The sequence below is a fragment of the Peribacillus sp. NPDC096448 genome (genome assembly GCF_044762675.1).
GTDB classification, from domain to species: Bacteria; Bacillota; Bacilli; order Bacillales; family DSM-1321; genus Peribacillus; species Peribacillus frigoritolerans_B.
This window is the reverse complement of record NZ_JBIWEU010000002.1, coordinates 342,161-366,897: the sequence shown is the minus strand read 5'-3', so window position 1 is coordinate 366,897 and position 24,737 is coordinate 342,161. Positions and strand designations below refer to the sequence as shown.

Annotated in this window: 20 protein-coding genes; 4 read left to right on the top strand and 16 right to left on the bottom strand. The window is 39.7% G+C overall.

The features are described from left to right. Positions 1-120: 120 nt before the first annotated feature. From ssuE to pdxS, 5 genes are all read right to left on the bottom strand, one after another. Positions 121-654, bottom strand: coding sequence for an NADPH-dependent FMN reductase (ssuE, locus tag ACIQ0C_RS05610; RefSeq protein WP_249597777.1), 534 nt, complete (start codon positions 652-654; stop codon positions 121-123). 187 nt (positions 655-841) lie between these two features. Then, complete coding sequence (locus ACIQ0C_RS05605; protein WP_403057834.1) at positions 842-1,429, bottom strand: TetR/AcrR family transcriptional regulator; 588 nt, start codon at positions 1,427-1,429, stop codon at positions 842-844. 173 nt (positions 1,430-1,602) lie between these two features. After that, complete coding sequence (locus tag ACIQ0C_RS05600; protein WP_403057831.1) at positions 1,603-2,349, bottom strand: SDR family NAD(P)-dependent oxidoreductase; 747 nt, start codon at positions 2,347-2,349, stop codon at positions 1,603-1,605. A 145-nt stretch (positions 2,350-2,494) separates the two neighbouring features. Continuing rightward, positions 2,495-3,094, bottom strand: a complete 600-nt coding sequence (pdxT, locus tag ACIQ0C_RS05595; protein ID WP_403058103.1) for a pyridoxal 5'-phosphate synthase glutaminase subunit PdxT — start codon at positions 3,092-3,094, stop codon at positions 2,495-2,497. A gap of 1 nt (position 3,095) precedes the next feature. After that, the gene (pdxS, locus tag ACIQ0C_RS05590; protein WP_402837333.1) at positions 3,096-3,983 is read right to left on the bottom strand and encodes a pyridoxal 5'-phosphate synthase lyase subunit PdxS; all 888 of its coding nucleotides are present in this window, start codon (positions 3,981-3,983) and stop codon (positions 3,096-3,098) included. Between the two features lie 134 nt (positions 3,984-4,117). Between pdxS and pdxR the strand changes: the two genes are divergently transcribed. Next, positions 4,118-5,512, top strand: a complete 1,395-nt coding sequence (gene pdxR / locus ACIQ0C_RS05585) for a MocR-like pyridoxine biosynthesis transcription factor PdxR (protein ID WP_403057828.1) — start codon at positions 4,118-4,120, stop codon at positions 5,510-5,512. A gap of 330 nt (positions 5,513-5,842) precedes the next feature. Here pdxR and ACIQ0C_RS05580 read toward each other — a convergent pair whose 3' ends face one another. The 8 genes from ACIQ0C_RS05580 to ACIQ0C_RS05545 form a co-directional block, all read right to left on the bottom strand. Beyond that, positions 5,843-7,174, bottom strand: coding sequence for a D-serine ammonia-lyase (locus ACIQ0C_RS05580; protein WP_403058100.1), 1,332 nt, complete (start codon positions 7,172-7,174; stop codon positions 5,843-5,845). Positions 7,175-7,274: 100 nt separating this feature from the next. After that, the gene (gene pabB / locus ACIQ0C_RS05575; RefSeq protein WP_403057825.1) at positions 7,275-9,023 is read right to left on the bottom strand and encodes an aminodeoxychorismate synthase component I; all 1,749 of its coding nucleotides are present in this window, start codon (positions 9,021-9,023) and stop codon (positions 7,275-7,277) included. Positions 9,024-9,115: 92 nt separating this feature from the next. Then, on the bottom strand, positions 9,116-10,138 hold the full coding sequence (locus ACIQ0C_RS05570; protein ID WP_403057822.1) for an LLM class flavin-dependent oxidoreductase: 1,023 nt from the start codon (positions 10,136-10,138) through the stop codon (positions 9,116-9,118). Between the two features lie 93 nt (positions 10,139-10,231). Then, positions 10,232-11,230, bottom strand: coding sequence for an LLM class flavin-dependent oxidoreductase (locus ACIQ0C_RS05565; RefSeq protein WP_403057819.1), 999 nt, complete (start codon positions 11,228-11,230; stop codon positions 10,232-10,234). 282 nt (positions 11,231-11,512) lie between these two features. Further along, positions 11,513-13,759 (bottom strand): AAA domain-containing protein, encoded by a 2,247-nt coding sequence (locus ACIQ0C_RS05560; RefSeq protein ID WP_403057816.1) that lies wholly within the window; start codon positions 13,757-13,759, stop codon positions 11,513-11,515. Between the two features lie 233 nt (positions 13,760-13,992). Beyond that, positions 13,993-15,789, bottom strand: a complete 1,797-nt coding sequence (gene pepF, locus ACIQ0C_RS05555) for an oligoendopeptidase F (protein WP_402837888.1) — start codon at positions 15,787-15,789, stop codon at positions 13,993-13,995. A 116-nt stretch (positions 15,790-15,905) separates the two neighbouring features. Next, positions 15,906-16,532, bottom strand: a complete 627-nt coding sequence (locus tag ACIQ0C_RS05550) for an FMN-dependent NADH-azoreductase (RefSeq protein WP_403057813.1) — start codon at positions 16,530-16,532, stop codon at positions 15,906-15,908. Between the two features lie 211 nt (positions 16,533-16,743). Continuing rightward, complete coding sequence (locus ACIQ0C_RS05545; RefSeq protein ID WP_402837890.1) at positions 16,744-17,478, bottom strand: YqcI/YcgG family protein; 735 nt, start codon at positions 17,476-17,478, stop codon at positions 16,744-16,746. Between the two features lie 199 nt (positions 17,479-17,677). Here ACIQ0C_RS05545 and ACIQ0C_RS05540 point away from each other — a divergent pair, with 199 nt between their 5' ends. After that, positions 17,678-17,932 carry an alpha/beta-type small acid-soluble spore protein gene (locus tag ACIQ0C_RS05540; RefSeq protein WP_403057810.1) on the top strand — a complete coding sequence of 85 codons (255 nt, stop codon included), beginning with the start codon at positions 17,678-17,680 and terminating at the stop codon, positions 17,930-17,932. 87 nt (positions 17,933-18,019) lie between these two features. On the opposite strand, the gene ACIQ0C_RS05535 is transcribed toward ACIQ0C_RS05540, so the two are convergent. Both ACIQ0C_RS05535 and ACIQ0C_RS05530 read right to left on the bottom strand, forming a co-directional pair. Then, entirely contained in the window at positions 18,020-19,231 is a 1,212-nt protein-coding gene (locus ACIQ0C_RS05535; RefSeq protein WP_402837348.1) for an iron-containing alcohol dehydrogenase, read from the bottom strand. 125 nt (positions 19,232-19,356) lie between these two features. After that, the gene (locus ACIQ0C_RS05530) at positions 19,357-20,244 is read right to left on the bottom strand and encodes a R2-like ligand-binding oxidase (RefSeq protein WP_403057807.1); all 888 of its coding nucleotides are present in this window, start codon (positions 20,242-20,244) and stop codon (positions 19,357-19,359) included. A 140-nt stretch (positions 20,245-20,384) separates the two neighbouring features. On the opposite strand from ACIQ0C_RS05530, the gene ACIQ0C_RS05525 reads away from it, so the two are divergent. After that, on the top strand, positions 20,385-21,071 hold the full coding sequence (locus ACIQ0C_RS05525; protein ID WP_403057804.1) for a response regulator transcription factor: 687 nt from the start codon (positions 20,385-20,387) through the stop codon (positions 21,069-21,071). Between the two features lie 40 nt (positions 21,072-21,111). Here the strand turns inward: ACIQ0C_RS05525 and ACIQ0C_RS05520 are convergent, their stop codons facing one another. Further along, entirely contained in the window at positions 21,112-22,200 is a 1,089-nt protein-coding gene (locus ACIQ0C_RS05520) for a branched-chain amino acid aminotransferase (RefSeq protein WP_402837354.1), read from the bottom strand. A 688-nt stretch (positions 22,201-22,888) separates the two neighbouring features. On the opposite strand from ACIQ0C_RS05520, the gene ACIQ0C_RS05515 reads away from it, so the two are divergent. Beyond that, the gene (locus ACIQ0C_RS05515; protein ID WP_403057801.1) at positions 22,889-24,157 is read left to right on the top strand and encodes an L-lactate MFS transporter; all 1,269 of its coding nucleotides are present in this window, start codon (positions 22,889-22,891) and stop codon (positions 24,155-24,157) included. Positions 24,158-24,737: the final 580 nt, after the last annotated feature.

The following is a 24,737-nucleotide window of genomic DNA, read 5'->3' as shown; positions in this document are numbered from 1 at the left end:
ATAAAGTCTCCAAAAAAATGAGTCTATTTTCATTAATAGGCCTATTATTGACTCGTGTTATTCTAAAAAAAATATCTAGGGTTCAGTCTTTTTATAGAAGGAATTAATTTATTTAAGTCATTAATTTCTTAACTGTATCGCTTCTACAAATTCTTGAACCTGACTCTGGACGCGATCAATTAAATGCAAATCATTGATCGGGTTTTCTGGATTCTGTTTATCTATTTCCTTATCAACAAAATAAATCCCCTGCAGCGGCTCGCCTTTTAATATTGAAATTAATGGTTTAAGCGCATAGTCAATCGCCAATAGATGCCTGTTACTTCCACCAATCATGATTGGCAGCACCGGCTTACCCTTAAAAGCACCTTCTGGCAGCAAATCAATCAAGGCTTTCAATACACCTGTATAAGAAGCCTTATAAACCGGTGAACCTATAATGACTCCTCTGGCTGCTTGAATTCTCTCTGAAAGCTTTGAGATATCCTCGCTATTATATTTCCCTTGGAATAAATCATCTGCTGTGAAATCCGTAATCGAGAAATAAGCTGTAGTAAATCCTGCATTTTCGACTAATGATTGAATATGTTTTAGTGAAATGTCCGTTCTTGATGGAATAGCCGGACTTCCTGATAAAATCACGATATCGCTCATTTGATACCCTCCAATGTTACATGATTTCCAGATAAAATTTTCTTAAAGCATTTCGTGAAGTATACATTTATCGTAATTGTCTGAAAAATATAAGTCAAATCTTACACTCTGGACATCTACTCTTAATGAAAAAAGAAACGGTCATATTTACGGCTTGATGCTCATGCCCTTAAATATGACCGTTTCATTATGTATGATTCTGTTTCCCATGAATACCATATACCAAAAGTTGAGCAATGCTCTTAATTCGTTCAGAAGTAAAATATGGCTCCTTTTTTTGTTGATGGATCTCATAATGTGTAGATAAAGCCAATGTGAAAGAAATGATCCCTACATTAAATAAAATAATATCAGAGATATATTGTATCTCTCCGCTATCTATTCTCTTCTGTATTTCAATATGCCTGGCATTTGGCTTGAAAATCTGATCTACATATTGCTTTGAAATATCTTGATCGAATTGTGTTTCCCTAAATAATATCGAAAACTGTTCTTTATTTTCAAGAATTTTTTTTATCATGGTGGTAACATGATTCTCCACTAGATCATCCGTGGATAGATGGCTAGCCCCATCTTCGGATTCATCTTTTTCATTAGGGGTAATTGTAGCCAAAAGCAAATCTTTTTTGCTGTCAAAGTATTTGTAAATAGTAGCTTCGGAAACATTGCATGCAGAGGCAATTTCATTCGTTCTTGTCATGTCAAAACCTTTAGTGGCAAAAAGAGTCCGGGCTACATTTATGATTCGTTCTTTGGTTTGCTGCCCTTTTTTCAAAAATATCAACCTTCTTTTATAAAGATAAGACCGGTTTCACCCATCTATTTCCCATGATATATCGCTGGTATCAATCGGTCAATATTACCTTTGATCTATTAGAATTCAATATTCCCATATATCATAAATAGAAAACATCGTCTGGTTGGGACGATGTTTTCTATTTATGAATATCACTTAAAAGATGCATAGCCATCATCGACCATGACTACACTTCCATTGATCGCATCCGCTTCCTCTAACGATAATAGATAAACGGGATTTGCAATGGCTTCTGGCTTAATCAATTCACCGCGCATTTGACTTGCATTCAATTTATCGATGATTCCCATGTCTTTATAACCTTGTATGATAGGAGTGTCAACCCCGCCCGGCGCAATGCCCACAACGCGTATGCCATAAGCACCCAATTCCAAAGCTGCTGTCTGTGTCATCATTCTTACAGCGCCTTTAGTCGCCTGATAGGCAAAAGTCCCATGTGAAGCTAAGTAGCCAAACACAGAAGCGGTATTTATAATGACTCCCTTGTTACCCAGTTCCTTCATTTTCCATCCTGCTGCCATGATTCCAAAGGCCACTCCGTGCTGGTTCACTCCAATCGTTTTGTAGTAACCTTCCATATCTTGGTCTAGGATCATACCGCCCGCACCAATGCCGGCATTATTAAACATGATATCGAGCCTTCCGTATGTTTCCACTGCTTTATTGATTAACGATTCAACATCTTCCTGCTTAGAAACATCCGTTTTAACATAAATGGCCACTCCGCCATTAGCTGTTATCTGATCAACGGTTTCCCGACCCATTTCTTCATTAAAATCCGCAACAACGACCTTGTCCCCTTTTGCTGCGAATTTCAGGCATGTGGCTCGGCCTATACCGCTTGCTCCCCCTGTAATAATTGCAACTCTTGCTGTCATATACATTCCCATTTCAAATAAGTAAGTGATCACTTACTTATTTATTATAAAAGTAAAGAATAGTAAATTCAAGCAATATGTATTTTTATAGAGTTTTGAGCTTTCAAAAGTAAAGCTGTCCTATTAATAGGACAGCTTCATTTGTTTAGCAGGTTTTCAATTCGACCTTACTTACGGATGTCTTCACCATTTCAATGAAAAGTTGAAGGAAGCGACCATCACCTGTTAATTCTGGATGAAATGCACTTACGAGGACATGGTCTTGTCTCGCAGCCACTACATTCTCTTCATAAACAGCCAATACTTCTACACCTTCTCCAACTTCATCAGCAAATGGCGCCCGGATGAATACTGCCTTATAAGGGTCTTCCATTCCTTTGATGGATAGGTCAGCCTCGAAACTTTCCCGTTGACGTCCAAATCCGTTCCTTTTCACGGAAATGTCCATTAGTCCGAGATAGGCCTCCTCATCGCCAGTCAATTCATTGGCCGCCAATACCATCCCAGCACATGTACCGAAAATAGGTTTTTTACCTTCGAAGAAAGTTTTGATCGGTTCCATAAATCCATAACGATCCATTAGCTTCCTCATCGTCGTGCTTTCTCCGCCTGGAATGATCAAGCCATCGATTTCCCGCAACTGTTCCGGTTTTTTTACTATAATCGCTTGTTCGCCGGCAGCTTTGATTTGGTTCAAGTGTTCTTCAACCGCTCCCTGTAATCCTAAAACACCGATCGTTATCATATTACCATCCACGTTCCTGCATCCGTTCTGCCGGAGCTAGTTTGGAAATATCAATGCCTTTCATTGCACTGCCCAATTCTTTGGACAACTTGCCAATCAACTCATAATCGGTGAAATATGTAGTCGCTTGAACGATTGCTGATGCGAATTTTTCCGGATTTTCAGATTTAAAAATACCGGACCCAACGAAAACGCCATCTGCTCCCAATTCCATCATCAATGCTGCATCTGCTGGAGTAGCAATTCCGCCAGCTGCAAAGTTAACTACCGGCAATTTACCTGTGCGTTTGATTTCTCTTAGAATTTCAAATGGAGCTCCAATATTTTTTGCCTCTGTCATTAATTCATCATCACTCATGATGCTCACTTTACGAATTTGTGACTGTACCTTTCTCATATGACGCACGGCTTCCACAATATTACCCGTACCTGGTTCTCCTTTTGTACGAAGCATTGATGCTCCTTCACCAATACGGCGTGCAGCTTCGCCTAAATCACGGCAGCCACAAACGAAAGGTACTGTGAAATCACTTTTTAGAATATGGTATTCTTCATCAGCAGGAGTCAGCACTTCACTTTCATCGATATAATCGACTCCCATGGATTCCAGGACCCTTGATTCAACAATATGGCCAATCCTTGCTTTAGCCATGACCGGGATGGACACTGCATTCATTACTTCCTCGACAATTCGCGGATCTGCCATTCTAGCTACCCCGCCAGCCGCACGGATGTCGGAAGGAACCCTTTCCAATGCCATGACAGCGACAGCACCTGATGCTTCTGCGATTTTTGCTTGTTCTGCGTTAATGACGTCCATAATTACGCCACCCTTTTGCATTTGTGCCATTCCTCTTTTTACTGTGTCAGTACCTAATAATTTTTCCATTTCTCTTCCCCCTAATATTTGCATTTTTTAGATTTGTTAGATTTAGTATAAAAAATAGTTGACCGCATTGAAAGTGTCAGTTTTAATAAATTTAATGGTGTCAGCAATAAATTTCTCTAAAAGGTGGAAACAAAATGAATATGCTTTCTTGTGATTTAAATCGGTTAAGTGAAGTACCTTTGTATGAACAATTATATTCACATATTAAAAAAGAAATCATAGATGGCCGTCTTCTTTTCGGCACGAAGCTCCCTTCCAAACGGAAATTGGCAGAGTTCCTTCAAATAAGTCAAAATACTGTCGAGACTGCATATGAACAATTGACTGCTGAGGGATACGTAGAAGTCATACCAAGAAAAGGGTACTATATTCAAACATTCGAGGATTTGGAATATACACAAACTAGCCAAGTATCCTTGGAAAAAAGCAATCATAAAGAAGGGGAATTGCTGTATCATTTTCATCCCAGCCAAATTGACACGGAACACTTCCCATTTGAAAAATGGAGAAAATACATGAAAAGCAAAATCGATGAATCGCATCAAGATCTTCTTTTACTAGGGGATAATCAAGGGGAATATGAATTACGATGTGAAATCGCCCATTATTTGTATCATGCACGTGGTGTACAATGCGTTCCCGAACAGATCATCATTGGTGCAGGAATGGAAATCTTATTGCAGCAGCTTGTCCTTCTTTTCGATAAAAATGCGATTTATGGTGTTGAAGATCCTGGATACCACTTGATTCACCGGATTTTACGCAGCTACCCAAATGAAGTCCATCCACTGCAAATTGATGAAGAAGGCGTAAAGGTGAACCAAATTGAAGATTCAAAGATCGACGTCGTGTATGTCACACCCTCACATCACTTCCCCAATGGGACGATCCTATCCGTTAACAGACGGACGCGATTGTTGAACTGGGCTCAAGGTGCAGCAAACCGCTATATTATCGAAGACGATTATGATAGTGAATTTCGTTATAGTGGAAAAACAATTCCTTCCTTACAAAGTATGGATGCTGGTGATAAGGTGATTTATTTAGGGTCATTTTCCAAATCATTGATGCCATCAATTCGGATCAGTTATATGGTTCTTCCCGCTCCATTGTTACAAATGCATCAACAGGAATTGTCTTTTTACCATTCAACCGTTTCTCGGATTGATCAACATGTGTTGACACAGTTCATGAAGGAAGGGGATTTCGAAAAGCATTTGAATCGCATGCGGAAAGTTTACCGTCGCAAGTTGGATAAAGTGATCGATCTGTTTAAACCCCATCAACAAATAAAGATCATTGGTGAACGGTCAGGATTGCATATCGTCCTCATCGTTAAGAACGGCATGAATGAACAGACACTTATTCAAAAGGCAAAGGAAAATCATATTAAAATTTATGGACTATCGACATATTCAATCGAAAAAATTGAGGAACACTCTCCAAAAATCATATTGGGCTTTGCAGGGATCCCTGAATCCGAATTGGAAAAAGCTATTCACCTTTTATTGAACTCATGGGGTTTATAAAGAAAAAGAAGTTCACTGTCGTGAACTTCTTTAGTTTGAGTGAAATGAAGAAATTTGCTTCACTCCCACTGAATGTCTGGGTCCAAGGCCCCGTTTGACGTCGACCGAAAGGGAACGGAATCATAATGTGTACCGCAACATGTATGTTCCGGAATCCGAATAATGCGTTGACGGTCAAAAAATTCTGGATGGTCGAATAAAGCACGTTTTAGGACGACAGACTGCTTCGCCTGAAGTTAACTGAGACGGTTTTTAAATAAAATCTGCAGGCAAACTCGCTTTCCTTCGAGTTTGCCTGCAGTCTGAGAATTTCACTCTTGTGGGATTTTTTTAGCTTTTAGATAAATACTGTTCCATCATATCCTTCGGTACCATGCTCCCGCCGGTCGCCCAGATGATATGTGTGGACCGGTTCATTTTATCCAGCAGTTTTTGATCCATAAGATATTCCCTTCCTCCAGGAGCTGACAAAAGTTGTATCGGACCAAATGCTCCTGCTAGGGCAGATGGCTCTAAATAATGACCTTCCGTCTCTGCCATTTCCCTGAGCAGTTCGAATAACCTTCTATCCTCTATGGTATAGCTGCCGCTTAACATGGTCGTCATCATACTGGAAACCAATGCTGAAGGCCTTCCAACGGCAAGACCGTCCGCTTCCGTCTTATTATCGATACCAAAGTCCTGCACCGAGACTTTGTCATGAAGTCCTGTCATCAATCCGAGCGTCATGCATGGTGAATGTGTCGGCTCTGCAAAAAAACAATGTACATCATCTTCAAAGGCTAACTTGAGCCCATATGTTATGCCGCCGGGCCCGCCGCCGACTCCGCATGGTAAGTACACAAACAAAGGGTGATCTTCGTCTACTGTAATGGACAAATCTTTCAGTTGTTTCTTCAGGCGAGTTGCAGCCGTTGCATATCCCAGCAGCAAATCCACCGAATTTTCATCATCAATAAAATGGCAATTTGGATCAAATGATGCTTCTTTACGGCCTTCTTCTACAGCTTTACTATAATCATCATCATATTCCTTTACAACGACACCAAGACTTGTTAATTTATCCTTTTTCCACTGTTTGGCATCTGCAGACATATGGACCGTTACTTTAAATCCCAGCTTAGCGCTTATTATTCCAATACTCATTCCTAAATTGCCGGTTGAACCGACAGCAATCGAATATTTTGAAAAAAGCTCCTTATATTCATCATTCGCAAGTACTCCATAATTATCAGTCCGCTTTAAACCACCATGCTTCATTGCTATTTCCTCAGCACGTTTTAAGACCTCATAAATACCTCCGCGTGCCTTGATGGAACCAGATATAGGTAAATGACTGTCACATTTCAGCAAAAGTTTCCCAGCCATTTTAGTTCCATAGGATTTTTCCAAGTTTTTTTGCATAAATGGAATCTCGACTAGTGGTGATTCAATGATCCCCTTCATTGGTTCGGTTTCTGGAAATGCTTTAATTATATAATTGGCGAATCTATTTAATCTTTCTTCTGCCGATTTAACTTGTTCAGCTTGGACGATTGGATTTTCTTGTTTGTTACCGTAATGCGGATTCGTCCAGAAGACTTCATTCATTTCCATCAAATTAGTAAGTATAGGGTCTTGCGCTTTCAATTCGATAATCGATAAACCTGCGATTTTATGCATCTCCACAGCAGTCCCTCCCAGAAAGTAGTATTCATCATCTACTATATCTCAACAAACTGCAATAAAGATTACAATTTTCACTTTTTTACGAATAATCAGCTTAGAAAGTTAAATCCACTTTTAATTTCCCTCGCACACTATTAATGAACCAAATTTCCTCAGCGTTATTGAGGTCAGCTTTTGAAATGGGTTTTTCCTTGATTTCCTTCTTCCTGATCAATTCTTGACGAAATGTTCCAGCAAGCAGACCTGCTTCCACCGGGGGGGTATAGAGGTCACCATTTATCTTCACCACTACATTTCCATTCGTGAATTCCGTGATGAATCCTTCTTCATTCCAAAGCAGAATATCCTGGAAGTCGGGATTATTCATTTGAAAGCCTTCATATACATCACGATTGGTGGTTTTATGAAATAGAAATGGATTTGCACTTGATATTGGAGCTTCAGCCAATATGGCCGTAAATTCTGGATCAAGGGGCTTGATTGGTTGTCCGGAGACTTCAATTTCACCATTTTCTTGTAGTAATACCCTTACCTTTTGCAACGCCCCGTGGTTTAATTCCGCATACTTTTGGAGCCGATCTCTAAGATGTAATTCAGAGAATCGGTAATCGAAGTACTCAGCGGATCGTTTCATCCGGTCGATATGATCATTCAACAAATAATATTCGCCATCGCTGAGCTTTATCGATTCCAATAGTTTGTAAGCAGGCCTTTCCACCGTCAATAATTTGGCTTTTAAAAAGGCTTCGTCATATTCTTCCGATAACTCGGAATCCCAAGTGATCCCCCCGCCTACCCCATACTCGGCTTTCCCTGTTTCCTTATCGATCACGACCGTACGAATCGGCACATTAAAAACGGCTTCGGATTCAGGAGTGATGAACCCGATTGCACCGCAATAAACTTCACGTGGTGAATTCTCGATATCAGCGATGATCTCCATCGTTTTAATTTTAGGCGCCCCTGTTATCGATCCACAAGGAAAAAGGGCCTTGAATATATCAATGATTGTTGTTCCTGGATTCGTATCGGCTGTAATCGTGGATGTCATTTGCCAAACGGTCGGATATTTTTCAATTGCCTTAAGCTGTGGAACCTCGACACTTCCTGGTTCCGCAATCATTCCCAAATCATTTCTGAGCAGATCCACAATCATGTAATTTTCGGCTTGATTCTTTTCCGAGGCTGCTAACCATTCTGCATTGAGCTGATCCAATTTCAGTGTCGTTCCCCGCTTTACCGTCCCCTTCATTGGCCGGGTAATCAGCTGACCATCTTCCCAACGAAAAAACAACTCGGGTGAAGCCGATAGGATTCGATGTGTACCCACATTCAAATAGGCACTATAGTTCGAGCGTTGAGCTCTTTTCAAACGTTCAAAAAAAGCGAAGTCATCTCCTTCGAACTGGGATTGCAAACGCATCGTATAATTGACTTGATATGTATTCCCTTTCTTGATTTCTGATTTTATTCTTTGAAATCCGGAACGATAGGTATTTGAATCCGTTTCTGATTGCCATTCAGCTAAATTAAATGCCCCGGTCATTTTTTCAGGTATTTCCTCGTCCGGTTTATCAAAAATCCCGAACCATAATAATGGCATTTGGGCTCCATCTTTTACTTTAAAAGATTTTTCAAAAGCAGGTGCCGCTTCATAGGAAACATATCCCGCTGCATAATGCCCCTGTTCGATCGCTTCCTGGACTTTTTGGAATTGGGGAAGGACATCCTCAATTGAATGGGCGGTGATCACTTTTTTCGGGTTCGCAAAATATAGAGGCCTGCTATCACCTTGTTTATCTGTGAAGTGAAATATTAAGGATAAAGGATCTTCTCGTTTCATTACTCTCTCCTAACTTTGTTTATGAAGTAAATCGGTATGTATTTTACAAAAAAGCTTGCAGACACGGAATCTGCAAGCTCATTCTTTGACACTTATTTCATTCCAGTAACCTCTGCAATGATTTCATAAGAACGAAGGCGTGCATCCTGATCATAAATGGCAGAGTTTATAATCATTTCATCCGCCTGGGTTTCATCTAAAAAGGTCTGCAACTGCTCTTTTACCTCTTCCGGGTTTCCTATAATGGAGGCATTAAGTTGTTTCATGACAATGGCCTTTTCATATTCTGTCCAAAGGCCTTCCATCGTATCAACTGGAGGAGCAAGTTGTCCTGGTGTATTACGGATCAAATTCAAGAATTGCTGTTGATAAGATGTAGCAATCCTTTGTGCTTCTTCCGAAGAATCGGCTGCAAAAACATTGACACCAACCATGACATAAGGTTTATCGAGAACATCGGATGGTTGGAAATTATTACGGTAACGAGCTAAAGCTGGTTGGGTATTTTCAGGGGAAAAATGGCTTGCAAATGAAAATGGCAATCCCAGCTGAGCTGATAATGCTGCACTGAAGCCGCTTGAACCAAGCAGCCAAATGGGAATGTCCTGTCCTTCCCCAGGGATGGCACGCACACGATTATGTTTAGAATCCGCATCCAAATAACTACGGAGCTGCGCCAATTGTTCTGGAAAATCCTGACCGTTATTACGTACATCACCCCTGAGTGCCATGGCCGTATATTGGTCGCTTCCCGGAGCTCGCCCAAGTCCCAAATCTATTCTACCAGGATACATTGCTTCCAATGTTCCAAATTGTTCTGCAATAACGAGCGGTGCATGATTCGGCAGCATTATGCCGCCAGAACCCACGCGAATGCTTTCCGTTTTTCCTGCCACATAGCCTATAAGCACTGACGTTGCAGAGCTTGCAATCCCAGGCATGCTATGGTGTTCTGCAACCCAGAACCGGTTATAATTCCATTGCTCCACATGCTTGGCTAAATCTACTGTATTTTTAAAAGCTCCCGAAACTGTACCACCCTCAACAATAGAAGCTAGGTCCAGAACGGAAAAAGAAATGTCGCTAAGTTTTTTTGAATGTTGATCAGCATTCATATCTTCATCTTCTTTCTTTCAATTATGATAAATTGGACGCAAAGCCATCATATAGAAAATACACGCAAAATGCACACAAAATGCTCGAGGGGATTAACTGTTAAGGATTTCCCTGGCAATCAATCGAAACGAATTAAGCCGATCCTCCAACTTATGAGTGATGGTTATCAGCATGATTTCATCTGCTTGATATTTCTCCTGAATCTCCAATAGGCGATCCTTAACTTGTGAAGGGGTACCAAAAATCAATTTTTCATGCATGGTTTCCATCTGTGTTTTTTCTTTTTCAGTCCATTCATGATTCCTTACCTCTTCTATACTTGGAACCTGCTTCATTGCCCCATGTCCACTTTGAATCTTCCATAGGGTGTTGCTGAGGGCGATTTCTTTCGCATATTCTTCCGTTTCAGCACAAATGGCCGATACCGTAACAATCGTTTTAGGTGCTTTGAGTAACCCTTTTGTTTGAAAGTGCTCACGGTACTGGTGAAAACTCTGCACGCCATCATTTTCACTCATGAATTCACCAAAGGCGTATGCAGTTCCATTCTCAGCGGCAAGTTTTGCACTTTTTCCGCTTGTTCCCAATATCCATGGTTCAGGTGATACCATTGGGATAGGAGCAGCAGAGACATTTGAAAACGGATGTTCATTCGGAAATTCATCTCTAATAAAATTCAGCAGTTCTTGAACAAGTTCGGGCATTTTGTAAACATTCTGAAGAAAATTATCGGATAAGGCCATCGTGGCTTCGGCAGATCCACCAGGAGCACGTCCCATTCCTATATCAATCCGGCCTGGAAAAAGAGTGGCTAGCATATTATACGTCTCTGCTATTCGGTATGGCTTATAATGTGGAAGCAGTACTGCCCCTGATCCAATCCGGATATTTTTTGTTTGTGCACCAATATAGCTTATCAAAACCTCTGGAACGGAACAGGCCAATCCCGGCAGATCATGATGTTCAGTAAACCAGATTCTGCTATAACCCAGTCTATCTCCTTCTTGCGCTAGTTGAAGTGAAGCCTGCAAAGCTTCTTGTGCTGATTGTCCGGATGCAATTGGGGATTGATCCAAAATGCTCAATTTCATTTTGTTACCTCCTTTCTTGGCTTTCGTAACATAATGGTAAATCATAATTAGTCGAAAGTCGCCTGAAACGCTTGCTTTGTTATTTTAGTTTGCAGCCTTTAGCAAAAAATATAAGGAGATGAATCCAAATTGGGGAGTATAAGTAATTAGTATATTCTAACGAGGTGTTTGTTTTAATATATCAATGACGTAAGGGACTGAAGTAATCGTCGCTTATTCTATCGAGGTCTTTTTAAGGATATATGTTAAAAAGAAAAGCCCTTTTTAAGGGCTTTTCAGGAGCTATTCACTTTTTTTGAATTGAGATAGTAATTCATCCGCCATTATTTGTGAATCCAAACGAGCCGCTATAAATGGGGGATGAACCCGATTATTGGACTCTACGGGCAAACCTAGCCAGATAACTCGATTATCAAAGATGATAAAGGAAAAGGAAATAGGTGAACAAATAAAATGATCCGGGTTGATATCAGGGTTTCTTTTTGCTGATATGATCGTCAATTTCACTGCTGGATTCCGTTTTATTAAATATTGCTGCCATTCTTCCGACAAACTGTTCAAATCCGGTACAGCGATAACGATGCCATGTTTTGTTGATTCAATATCTTCCTGAAAATCCCCCAATTTACGGGCATGCATCCATCGCAATTTCGGGTGCTGGTGGTTAACCCATTTTCCAATGTCTTTCTTTGATACAATCTGATCATTTTGAATTTGATGATCGACAAGCTGACGAAGTGTTTTACTGCGATAAACGTGTTTGTTAACAAACGAAGTGTCACATACATGTACGAACTTACCCTTAGTCCTTGTTATGGCCACGTTAATCAGCCTTTCACTTTCTCTCCCTGTCAATAACATTCCAGCCCTGTTTTGCGGATAACTATCAACAGTGTCAAAGATCATCATTTCACGTTCACTTCCCTGGAAACGATGTACAGTTGCAGCGATGATATCCGCCGTTTGCCGTTCTTTTTCATATAAGTCATCCAATAGTTTTTCCATCAATTCTGCCTGAGCCCGATATGGTGCGACATAACCAATTGACCTTGACCCGCCCACATAAGCTTCATGAATCAGCTGAAAAGATAAAAGCAATTGCCATAAATTCATTCTTGAGTGGGAGGTCCGTTCAGTGATGCAATATTCCCCTGCAAAGCTAGTATCGAGAAGTGCCGCTGCCCTATTGGCAAACGGTTCCGCCAGCATTATGCCCTCCCTGCTAGTCGCAACACTTTTATGATCGCCAACAAAATTGTTATAGACGACACGATTAGTGAATGCTGAAATATCCGGATGCATGCGGCGCTGTTCCTTTAATAGGAATAAATGGGGATGGAGTTCTCCTTCTTCAACAGACTGGGCGACACCGGCCCGATGAAATATGTCTTCCTTCAGCCATAGTTTCACGAGGGAATCACGAGCCGAAGCAATGGGTGGCAATTGTTTGAAATCACCACAAACGATAATATGCTTGGCTAACGCCGCAGCAAAAGCCACTTGAGGTACGTAAGCCATACTTGCTTCGTCCAAGATGACCAGATCATACTCCTTTTGATAAACCGTTTCGTCATTTGCTGCTTTAGCTAAGGTCGTCCCGATGACTTTTGCTTCTTTTACGAATTGAATCTCTTTTTGGCGGATTTTCTCCAAGACTTTGGCCAGCTTTTTCTCTATCTCAATTAATTGATCTGTATCCCTTTTACTGAAGGACCCTGCCAAGTCATATTTTAATAGACGTTTCTCTTCGCCAAGCTCTTCTTTTTCTTTAATTAATGTCGGTTCATGTTTACCTAATAATTCCCCCGTAACAATATCATCATGGATAGCTAGTGATTCACCGATTTGAGATCCATAGCGAAGCACATCGCCTTCTTTGAAACGATCCTTCTTTTTAATGAATGATGAAATTTCAGCCATCAAAACATCGACTGCCTGGTTGCTATGGGACAAAACCAGAACTTTTTTAGCTTGTAAATAATGATTGGCTACTGTACGAGCCAATGTATAGGTTTTTCCTGTTCCAGGGGGTCCCCAAACAAAAGTGACAGGATTGAACTTCGAGCGGGCATATAATTCTTTCACACTACTTTGTTTTTCGGTTAAAGGATGTTTTTGCGGCATGGACGGATCCATCAGGCGCTTGATCCGAAGCCTTTTCCTTTTACTTCTCTTGATTTCATCCAAGCGGATGTTCAATTGCTCCAGCAATTCCCAGGGATCATGGTATAAAAAGGCTTCACCGATGATATCGCCTAACGAACGATCAAAAACAATGATTATACTTTTCCCTTCCGATGAGAGGATCCTTCCATCCTGTTTAATCCCTCCCCATTCCAATCGAACGAGGGAACCGACAGGGATTTTTACCGATGAACCTGTTTCAAAATAATAGTTGAAGGAACCTTCACTTGTAAGCAGATGGCCGTTCGAAACCAAGTATTTTGTGCTGCCATATTTTTTCAAATGCAGGATTTCAAGTTGAAGTGCCTGCTGCCATTCTTTTATATAATTTACTGTCGAATTCATTTTTCACTTTCCTCACAAAATATGCCATTGTAGTACAAAGAAACTGGCCCATTGGCTAGGCTCCGATGTTGGAAATAACGCTGTCATCATCACTTTTTTCGCGAATTACCTGTTTCTTTTGCATATAAAATAAGGCCCAATCAAATTGATTGGGCCTTTCCTACGCCAATGTTTTAACTATAGCATTTTTTATAACATCATACCATGGGCTCTTTTGGAAGAAATGGTTTAGATTAGCCTTCTGTCAACTCAGTGAATTGGTCGACGAGATCACTGAAAATCTTCATTGCATTTTCGATTGGATCAGGTTTAGTTAAATCTACGCCTGTTTTCTTAAGAAGCTCCAATGGGAAATCGGAACTCCCGCTTTTCAAGAAGGTCAAATAACTTTCAAGTGTTTTTTTGTCCCCAGAAAGGATCTTATCAGCGATCGTAATGGCTGAAACGTAACCAGTAGCATATTTGTAAACATAAAATGGACGATAAAAGTGTGGGATGCGAGACCAGCCATACTTCACTTCTTCATCGAAAATTATTTCATCTCCATTATATGCACGAAATATCGATTCATAGGCTGTATTAAAAACCTCGGCATTTAGAGGTTCATCATTTTCAGCTTTTTCATGTACAATCTTTTCGAACTCCGCAAACATCACTTGTGTGAAGAATGTTCCTTTAAAACTATCTATGAAATGGTTAAGTAAATGTTTTTTCTTCTGAACGTCTTTTGTTGTCTTAATTAAATGGCGAATCAAAAGGATTTCATTCACAGTGGAAGCAACTTCAGCGACAAAAATGGAATATCCAGCACTTATTTGCGGTTGGTATTTTGAGCTATAGTATGAATGCATGCCATGTCCGGATTCATGTGCAAGTGTAAATACGCTGTCTAAATCATCACGGTGATTTAATAAGATGAAAGGGTGAACACCATAAAGTCCTAAATTGTAAGCACCTGAACGTTTTCCAGGTGTTTCCCTGACGTCGATATATCTGTTTTCCTTAAAGGTTTTAAGGATCGTTATATACTCTTCGCCAAGAGGTTTCAGTGCCTCCAACATTAAGGAAAAACCATCATCGTAAGAAATCTCCTCTTTAGCCCCTTCGACTAATGGTACACTTAAATCATAAGCACGCAATTCTTCTACACCCAGCAATTTTTTTCTTAAATGAATGTATTTATGCATAGGTCCAATATTTTGCTTAGTAGACATAATCAAATTATCATATACCTCTTTTGGAACTTGATCTCCAAATAAGGATTTTTCCAAGGCAGATGGATAATTTCTTAGTTTTGAAAGATTCACATTATTTTTGATTGCCGTGGAAAGTGTGGAAGCGATTGTATTCTTCAATTGTACATATGGCTGATAATATGCGAAATAGGCCTCTTTTCTTTTATCGCGATCATCATCTTCAATCAATTTGGAATACATTCCTCGCGTCAGCTCTACCCTCTCGCCGTCTTCATTCGTAACTTCCCCAAACTTTATATCAGCATTGTTGATCATCCCGAACGTTTTTTGTGGAGCTGAAAAGGCTTCGCCTATTTGGGAAAGCACCTCTTCCTGTTCTTTCGTTAATACATGGGCTTTATAGCGGAAGGAATCCAGTAGATCCTCCTCAAAATATTTCAAACCCTCGATTTCATTTATGTACCCTTTTAATGTGTGTTCTTCCAGGCTCAATAGAAACGGCATGAAAAATGCAGAAGCATTGCTTATTTTCTGCCCTAACTTACCAGCTCGATCCAGCAATGCTTGTGATGAGGTTACCCGCGTATCCAGATCCGCTTGCAGCATGGCAAATACATATAGCTTATTATAAATGTACCCAAGTTCCTCACTTAATCGTAAATACTCGAACAAATCTTGAGCTGACTTAATATGCCCATCGTAAGTTTTTAACTTTTCTGTCATCTTTAGGACTTCTTGATAATCTTTATCCCAATTACCCTGATCTTCGTAAATATCCTTTAAATTCCATGTTTCTTCTATTTTTATTTCGTCGCGTGATTTAAACGTTTGCATATCGTCTGCACTTCCTTTCATGCTTATAGCTTACCCTTTATTATAATCGACTTTCAGAAAAATCTGCATAGAAAAACCAGTATGCTAAAAATACATACTGGTTTTCCTTTTTAAAATTAGAATTTTGCTGCAGTTTCAGCAACTTTCGCCAATCCTTCTGCAACGATATCCTGTGAGCGATCTGGGTACTGATTATGTCCCTCGATTACGACTGTTTCCGGGTTTTTTATGCCCCATAAGTTTAAATTCATCGTTACATATTTCTCTGCCATTTCGCCAGCATCCATACCAGGTAATGCATAATCGGATCCACGCGCATTAAGTAAAGCCACTTTTTTACCTCCAGCTAAGCCGACAGGGCCTTCAGCTGTATATTTGAATGTTGTTCCCGCTTGGGCAAGATAAGAAATATAAGTTACCAATGGTGCCGGAACTGTTGCGTTCCAGAGCGGGAAGGCAAATACCACTTTATCCGCAGCAAGGAATTGATTCAAGTATTGTTGCACGATATCGGCAATATCCACTTCTTCTTCAGTCAATTCCATGCCTTGGTTGCGTTTATATAGGGCAGTGATTGCAGTGTTTCCGTAGTAAGGCAAGTTCAGTTTAAATAAATCCAATTCAGTTATTTCATCGTTACTATTTGCTTCCTTATATGCGTTCAAAAACGTTTCATACATTTTGACACTAATAGCTTGATCCGCTGGGCGGTCATTTGATTTAACAAACAATACTTTAGACATCTTTGTTCCCCCAATTGTTAATTTTGTATGTTTTTATAAAAATAGCATTTAATCCATATATCTCGAATTAACTGCAATTGGTACTTTCACATTATAAAACTGAAAATCCAATAAGGCAAGGATTATGTTTTTTAATTTTCAGCGCCTGGATTTTTTATCTCCGCCGCTTCCTAAGTAAGAAGCGAAAAAACCGCGAGCGATTTGCTCACGGTTAAGTTAACTCTTTATGATGGAAGGGACACTTACCTTTTATCGGTTCTATATCATCCCCTATGAAAAATTGTTTCCATTCATTATGATTTACATCGCCAAAGTGACTGATATCAGGATGTTTCGGAAGATTATCCCATTTCTCCACTCGTTCCCGGACCTTTTCACGCGACATGATTCCGCCTTTTTCCGTTCCTTCCAAGCCTTCAAAGATCATCCGGGGTTGGAATCCAAGGACAAGGCTATTTCCTAAATCGCGAGTTTTACGCTGTTTATAAGCAGGTGCATTACCAAAGACAAAGATTGGTTCCCCTGCAAAATGATAGTCCCATAAATAATGATCGGGATCTTTCGGCTTTTCAATTGGCCAAGGTTTTTCATCCGCTTTATGTAGGTATTGCAGGATATCCCAAAACCTTTTACGGTAAAATTCTATATCACCCTCTATTGATTCAGGCTCCATAAAGACGAAAAGGCCGTGCCTTATATATGGTGGTTCCTGAAATAAATCAAGAAAGCTTTCCACTGCTTTTGGTAGATTGGACCAATCTTTCTGTGTGATATAAGCATAACGGAGTTCCCCTTTATTTTCAGCTTTCATACCAAAATAACAAGGAAAGGTTTTATCGGTCACTGTATCATGGAATGTTTGATATTCCTTGATTAGCCATTGCGGCACTCGATCGGGATTTGTCATATCTTCTTTTGTTAACAAACTTGAATTAGCAGTCAGCATCATTTTTCTCCTTAAATCGTTTTATTATATGTTACCCGCTTTAAATAAACTAAAACTTCTTCTTAGAATGGCAAATCAATTCAATCAGGTTTATCCTATATAATCGCTGGATTCCAATAAAAAAAACATTCGATCTGCAGGTTAATCATTTTCTTTACATTAGGATAACCTAAGAAAAAAATAGGAGGAGTGTTGCTAAATGGCAAGGAGAAGGAAAATTTTAGTATCTGAAGCACGAAAAGGTCTTGATGATTTAAAAGCCAAAGTCGCTGGTACAACGAATCCCGAAGAGGTAAAGTTTGAAGTAGCGAAAGAAATTGGCGTACCGCTTAAAAAAGACTATAACGGTGAACTGACATCCAAGCAAAATGGAAAAATAGGCGGAAAGTTAGGCGGAGGCATGGTGAAGGAACTTATAAAGATGGCACAGGAAAACTTAGGAAAAAAGCATTAAACAGAGTAATGTTTGAATGAAAAATTATGGAATTAAACAGGTTAGAACGCAAAAAAAGCCAACCTTTACAGGCTGGCTTTTTTAGTGTCAATTAATTCTCACGGGTGAAACTCTTGAAACAACTGACATTATTAATTCCTCTGACATCGGGTAATTAGCGGCAGCTGGATCCGTCACGACTGCTTTCAGAATTCTTTCCATATCCGACTGGTTAATTCCATAGGCGCTGAAGTCGGAGGGCAGCCCAAGATCAGATAGAAATACACGGAGCTTTTCTACCACTTTCGCTAAGATCCCTTTTGAATCTTCATCCTGTATTTTTACACTAAAGGCTTCGGCTAACAAATGGACCTTTGGAAGATATAAATCGGGGGTTGATTCCATGACGACCGGTAGTAATACGGCATTGGCCAATCCATGCGGAATACGGAATAACGCCCCGTATGCGTGGGCAAAGTTATGAACCGGAATCGCATTCAATGCACTGCAAAATGCAGTGATTCCCATCATGCTTCCATGCAGCATTTCCATTCTAGCCTCAATATTCGTTCCGTCCTTTACGGCCCTCGGTAAATTTCTTTCAATAACTCGAATGGCCTGATATGCATATGCATCGGTTATTGATGTCGCTGCAGGTGAAATGATCGCTTCAATTGCATGTGTCAATGCATCGGCACCAGTATACGCCGTAATGTCAGATGGCAGTCCGACTGTTAAATCGGGATCTAGAATGGCAACATCCGAACTTAAAAAAACATTGTATATATTCATTTTGACTTTTTTATGTTCATTATATATGACTGCGATCGGGGATACTTCGGAACCGGTTCCTGCTGTTGTGGCTACGGAAATATGCGGGATATTCATGGATTGTGCTTTTGGAAAACCCTCATACAGAAAACCGCTTGGTATTGAATCATTTATATCCGTAATTCCTTTATATAATCCGTATTTCAATGCTTTTGCGGTATCGATGACACTCCCTCCGCCAATGGCAAGTATGGCATCGGCATGAACTTCGCGTGCATATTTCAATGCTTCGTTTACACATTTACTCGCTGCGTCTTGTGTAACACCCAGAAACTGTCCAACTATTTCAGCTTTGGCACCTAATTTCTGCTGTTCAAAAGTTTCGGCAACTTGTTGAACGACGCCTGCATTCTCCAAGCCCACATCACTCACGAGTAGAATCCTTTTTGCCCCCAGACCATTGAATAGGCCCGGAATGAGTGAACGAGTGTTAGTGCCACTGTAAACAGAAGACCTTAACCAAAAATTCGAATGAGCATTTACCTTCATAAAGTTTCACCCCAGATTTAATAGTCTATATTCGCAGTTAAGGATAGTTCACATTGCTTACATTTCCTGATGGCCATTCATTAACAAATATAAACCTCCCAGTATGCTTGTATCTTATTTCGGCATTACAAAACCCCATATTCCTTTTCGTTACTTTGATAGATCTCTTCAATCCCCTTCCCTTTTGCCCTGGCTAATATCTCCATCCGCACTGATAATTGTTTCAGTGTAAAATTCAATACAGCTTGTTGGTCATTACCAAAAGGATTTCCTAACCGATCATATCCCTCCGTATTTAAAGTGATGGCCAGTGGTGAAAGTTCCTCCATCCTCTTTTCAACCTGTTTAAAGATATGTGGATGTTCACTGATGATTCGCTGCAGCAGGAAAGTCCCATATGCAATATGGCGTGATTCATCCTTCTTCAAAAGACCTACACCTTTTAATAAACCAGGCATCATTTTATTAGCTTCGAGAGTCTGATAGAACCCGAAATATCCAGTTTCTGCAAGGACGCCTTCGGTAAACATATTATAAACAGTGGCTGCTTCTGCCAAAGCTTCTGGGGATTGATCGGTTAAAAGCTTCTCCATCGTTTCAGGCAATATTTCATAAAAAATCGATTTATAAGTGTCTGAGTGATAAACCGTCAAATCACCCGTTTCACCAATTTGATCTAATGTATAACGAAAGAACTCCATATGCTTCGCTTCCTCGAACAGAAATGTCGTTAAGTACATTTCTTCTTCGATCCGGCCTTCTTTGGCTATCGTCATTATGAGCGGCAGCAAATCCAAAGTCACGGCTTCTTCCCCGCCTTGAAAAAGGGAAATGATCCGTAATAACACTTCCCTTTCAATATCAGTAAATGACTTCCAATCTTCTTTATCCTGGCTGAAATCAATATCTCGAGGATTCCATATACCGAATTTCTTTGCCTTTTGGTAAAGTTTAAATGGTAGGGTATCTTCTCTAAAACTTCTGCTGGTGGTCGTTAAACTCTTTCTTTTCATGGTAATGCCTCCTTGAAATTATGAACTTTGAACTTTTTGAATCTCTAAGGATTTTTTTAATTTGTAAGAGTTTTCATTATATTGTAAGATATTAGTAGCATTTATCCTAGTACTGAAAATGTAGGGAGGAATAAAGTCGAATGCTTGAGGAAACTCTGATGAATCATGTTAAAAAGATTTCCCAACAAAAAGATATGGCAAATAAATCACAAATGATCGTGAAAGGCTGTGTGGATTTTTTTTCATTTCAACGAGCATCTTTATTCAGTTACTCATGTTTAACAGGAATGGGTGAAGGAATATGTGCATGTACAAGTGAAGATACCTTTTCATTACATAATGTTAGAGAAAATATTCATGATATATACCCCATCCACCAAGCAGTCATCCATAACAAACCCATATACTTAACCATCCAACATGCGAAATCCTCCATCCCTGCAAAATACGTTAAAAGATTTTCCATCTCTTCATTGGCTATCATTCCGATAATTGTGAATGACTTTGCCATCGGTTTAGTGTTGGTTGACCCAATTCACGCCAACGGACCAGTTACCAAAAATGATTTAATGAAACTTTCCCATTATTTGAAACTGGCTGTCAGTTCAACATTTGATTCCGCCCCTCCCACTTACCTTCTAAGCAAGCGTGAAGTGGAGGTCCTTCAATATTTAGCCAATGGGATGGGATTAAAGCAAATGGCACATGAAATGAGCGTTAGTGAATTTACTGTCAGAGATCATATTTCTTCTGCTATCAGGAAATTGGGAGTGAATCACCGGACCGAGGCCGTCGCTGTTGCCATAAGGCACAAAATGATTATGTGAAAACAAAAAAAACCTTCAAAGAAGGTTTTTTTTGTTTAAGTCATAGAGTCACTTTTTCTTCAACTTTCGTAGTCCAGTTCAACTCATCTGCAACTTTGCCTGTTTGGACACCTGTCAGTGTATCATAAAGCTTTCTGGAAAGTACGCCAGTTTCCCCGCTTTGAACAATCATTTTTTCACCATTCCACAAAAATTCACCAATTGGTGATATTACTGCGGCTGTACCCGTTCCAAAGGCTTCTTCCAATTGACCTAATTTATGGGCTTCATGAACTTCCTCCATCGAGATGCGTCTTTCCGACACGGGAAGACCCCAATGTTTCAGCAATTCAATAATGGAATCACGAGTAATACCAGGAAGGATACTTCCATTTAAAGCTGGAGTGATGATTTCACCATTAATTTTAAAGAAAACATTCATGCTTCCAACTTCTTCGATATACTTTTTCTCCACTCCGTCCAACCATAGAACTTGGGCATAACCCATCTTTTCGGATACTTCCTGGGCTTTTAGGCTCGATGCATAATTACCACCCGTTTTGGCTTCACCTGTACCTCCATTAACTGCACGTGTGAAAGCTGACTCCACTGCAATTTTAACGGGATGAATACCTTCTTTATAATACGAACCCACTGGTGACATGATGATGATGAACTGATATTTATCCGATGGAGAAACTCCCAGATAAGGCTCAGTAGCTATAATGAATGGCCTGATATATAATGATGTCCCTTCTGCCTGGGGAATCCAGTCCTTATCAACGCTAATTAAAGTCTTTAAGGCCTTCAACGCAAAATCAACGTCGATATCCGGTATGCATAATCGGCTATTTGAACTATTTAAGCGTTGGAAATTCTTTTCCGGACGGAATAAGATAATTTCATCCTCTGGTGTTGCATATGCCTTCAATCCTTCAAAAACGGATTGACCATAGTGAAAAATCATAGCTGACGGCTCTAATGAGAGCGGTTGATAAGGAACAATTCTTGGATCATGCCACCCTTGCCCTTGTGTGTAATCCATAATAAACATATGATCGGTAAACTGCTTACCGAACTCAAGCTGTTCCGCTTGTGGTTTTTCTTTCTTTGTTGTACTAAGCGTGATTTGCATGTCATGTTCCTTCATTACCAAAACCCCTTGTTGATTAAATTTACAAGATTTCACTTCCATAAAATCTATCTTTAATTAGTTTACTCCTATCAGGAATCATAGTTCAAGCCTTTAAGACTAAATTTTCGGAATTTTTTTAAAATAAATGGGATTTTTTTGATATCCAGACTATGATTCCTGAAAAAAGAATCAATTATTCCTGAAACTTCTCAAAAAATATCAATTCCATCGTTTGCTAAGTTATCTTGAAATCCTGAATATAAGGTTAATTTTAACAAAGTGATTACAATAAAGCCAATGAGAATAATTCTGGTTATTCCATCACGGTACCTTAAGTAGAACTTTTCGTTTCCTTTTTCTAACCCTGGGAGATCGAAAATAAAAAGATGTTCAACAGGTTGGTGATCACAGCTTCTCCATAGCACTTAGAGCTGAAACCCTATATAAGCTTTTATGTATATTCAAAAGACTAGGAAATATAACATTTTATCCTGATTCATTAAATTGTTTTTCTTAGTGCCATCCCCAAATTTAATCCAATGGAATATAGAGGGAATTTTTTCATGAAATTCAATTTAGTAGTTTACTACTAAATAATAATCTTATATACTTATCCCACAAGATAGATAAAACGCATGCAAAACGCTATATTATAGATAAAACACATGCAACTTTCTTATTTTTGACGAAAAGGGGTAACAACATGACAAAAAACAGATGGTTAATCGCTTTATCTGCCATCGCCATTCACCTTTCCATTGGTGGTGCATATGCATATAGCGTTTACAAAAAACCATTAGTTGAGACTATGGGGTGGTCTGAGACTGAAGTAACATTAGCATTCACAATAATGATGGCGCTTGCAGGAACTTCTGCTGCCTTCTTTGGTAAATTCGTAGAAAAAAATGGACCACGAAAGTCAGCTATGGTCGCTGCGGTATTATTCGGTTTAGGACAAGCCGGTTCCGGTTTAGCAGTAATGGTCGATTCACTTCCGCTCTACCTATTGACTTATGGGGTTTTAAGTGGACTTGGTATGGGGATCGGGTACATTTCTCCAGTATCCACTTTAGTCAAATGGTTCCCAGATCGCAGGGGATTGGCAACAGGAATGGCAGTATTAGGTTTCGGTGCCGGAGCTCTCATTACAGCCCCAGTCGCTGCAAGCCTTATGGAATCAGTTGGCATTTATACTACATATTATATTTTAGGCGCAGGCTATTTCATACTGATGTTCTTAGGAGCATCCTATATTGCACCTCCAAAAGCCAACTGGCTGCCTGAAGGAATGAAGAAAGATATTGAGTCCGGTAAGAAAGAACTAAAGAAAGACCTAAGGCAATTAACTGCAAAAGAAGCGGTTAAAACTAAACACTTCTGGATGTTATGGTCCATGAAATTGATCAACACAAGTGCAGGGATCATGATGATTTCGGTTGCTTCTCCTATGGCTCAAGACGTTGTCGGGCTGTCAGTAGCAGGTGCAGCAACATTAGTCGGTATCATGGGAATCTTTAATGGCGGAGGAAGACTTGGCTGGGCAGCAGCATCTGATTATATTGGCCGACCAAATGTTTTCATCATTTTCTTCATCATTCAAATCGGAGCGTTCCTTTTACTTCCAACGACTACAAATACACTATTGTTCCAAGGACTCATCTTGCTGGTCGTTAGTTGTTATGGAGGAGGATTTTCAAATCTCCCTGCATTTGCCGGGGATTTATTTGGAACTAAGGAAATTGGGGCCATCCACGGTTATCTTTTAACTACATGGTCTCTAGGCGGGGTTTGCGGCCCGATGTTGGTTACTGCAATCAGGGAAAGTACGAATAGTTACATCCCGGTATTCTACGTTTTCGCAGCATTAATTGCGATAGCATTCGCCATCTCCATCTGGTTGCGTCTAGACATCAAAAAAATGCAAAGAGAACAGAAACAAGGCGCAACGAACATATTAAGTAAAATATCCTAATTTAAAACCTTTATAAAAAGGCATTATCAAGTAAACTTCCCTAACCGGAATTTACCTTGATGATGCCTTTTTTAATTGGTTATGGCCGTATCGGTGCTTTTTGAACTATGGCATTCGAATAATATATGGATTAGGTCATCTCAACCAGATTCTTTGCCGGAGCAGTTGTGAGCAGTTCTTATACTTAAACGCAGCAGTCCTGGGAAAGGCAATTAGCGGTGCAATCCTAGTAGGTGGACCTTATTATCGACTTAGTTCCGTAAAAACATGTAAACGTCAATGTGGTCGATATATTTTTTAAATATGTCCTTCATTTTACGGTGAGAGTCTTGTTTTGCTTTCCATATATTAACTTCGTTTTTTGCGGCTATAGCTATTGGAATTCCAAAAATATTTAAAAAATACGAACTCCAGCTTTATGAACATGTGTTCAGGTAGTATTCCTTTTATGAATAAAAATTGTAACAGCACAATCTAATTAAAGTTGAATGATAATCGTTCATTCTTATAAAATGTTTTGCACCAAACATTTGAACAAGTTATTTAGTTTAACATTAAGCTAAATCAGGGAATTAAGTAA

Bases quoted from the DNA above. Each gene is read 5' to 3' on its own strand.
- ACIQ0C_RS05545 (WP_402837890.1), bottom strand. From the start codon at position 17,478: ATGCTGACTGCTAATTCAAGTTTGTTAACAAAAGAAGATATGACAAAT.
- pdxS (WP_402837333.1), bottom strand. From the start codon at position 3,983: ATGGAAAAATTATTAGGTACTGACACAGTAAAAAGAGGAATGGCACAA.
- ACIQ0C_RS05565 (WP_403057819.1), bottom strand. From the start codon at position 11,230: ATGAAATTGAGCATTTTGGATCAATCCCCAATTGCATCCGGACAATCA.
- ACIQ0C_RS05600 (WP_403057831.1), bottom strand. From the start codon at position 2,349: ATGACAGCAAGAGTTGCAATTATTACAGGGGGAGCAAGCGGTATAGGC.
- ACIQ0C_RS05530 (WP_403057807.1), bottom strand. From the start codon at position 20,244: ATGAAAAGAAAGAGTTTAACGACCACCAGCAGAAGTTTTAGAGAAGAT.
- ssuE (WP_249597777.1), bottom strand. From the start codon at position 654: ATGAGCGATATCGTGATTTTATCAGGAAGTCCGGCTATTCCATCAAGA.
- ACIQ0C_RS05550 (WP_403057813.1), bottom strand. From the start codon at position 16,532: ATGTCTAAAGTATTGTTTGTTAAATCAAATGACCGCCCAGCGGATCAA.
- ACIQ0C_RS05535 (WP_402837348.1), bottom strand. From the start codon at position 19,231: ATGAAGGTAAATGCTCATTCGAATTTTTGGTTAAGGTCTTCTGTTTAC.
- ACIQ0C_RS05515 (WP_403057801.1), top strand. From the start codon at position 22,889: ATGACAAAAAACAGATGGTTAATCGCTTTATCTGCCATCGCCATTCAC.
- ACIQ0C_RS05540 (WP_403057810.1), top strand. From the start codon at position 17,678: ATGGCAAGGAGAAGGAAAATTTTAGTATCTGAAGCACGAAAAGGTCTT.
- ACIQ0C_RS05580 (WP_403058100.1), bottom strand. From the start codon at position 7,174: ATGCATAAAATCGCAGGTTTATCGATTATCGAATTGAAAGCGCAAGAC.
- pepF (WP_402837888.1), bottom strand. From the start codon at position 15,789: ATGCAAACGTTTAAATCACGCGACGAAATAAAAATAGAAGAAACATGG.
- ACIQ0C_RS05525 (WP_403057804.1), top strand. From the start codon at position 20,385: ATGCTTGAGGAAACTCTGATGAATCATGTTAAAAAGATTTCCCAACAA.
- pabB (WP_403057825.1), bottom strand. From the start codon at position 9,023: ATGAAACGAGAAGATCCTTTATCCTTAATATTTCACTTCACAGATAAA.
- ACIQ0C_RS05560 (WP_403057816.1), bottom strand. From the start codon at position 13,759: ATGAATTCGACAGTAAATTATATAAAAGAATGGCAGCAGGCACTTCAA.
- ACIQ0C_RS05570 (WP_403057822.1), bottom strand. From the start codon at position 10,138: ATGAATGCTGATCAACATTCAAAAAAACTTAGCGACATTTCTTTTTCC.
- pdxR (WP_403057828.1), top strand. From the start codon at position 4,118: ATGAATATGCTTTCTTGTGATTTAAATCGGTTAAGTGAAGTACCTTTG.
- ACIQ0C_RS05520 (WP_402837354.1), bottom strand. From the start codon at position 22,200: ATGAAGGAACATGACATGCAAATCACGCTTAGTACAACAAAGAAAGAA.
- pdxT (WP_403058103.1), bottom strand. From the start codon at position 3,094: ATGATAACGATCGGTGTTTTAGGATTACAGGGAGCGGTTGAAGAACAC.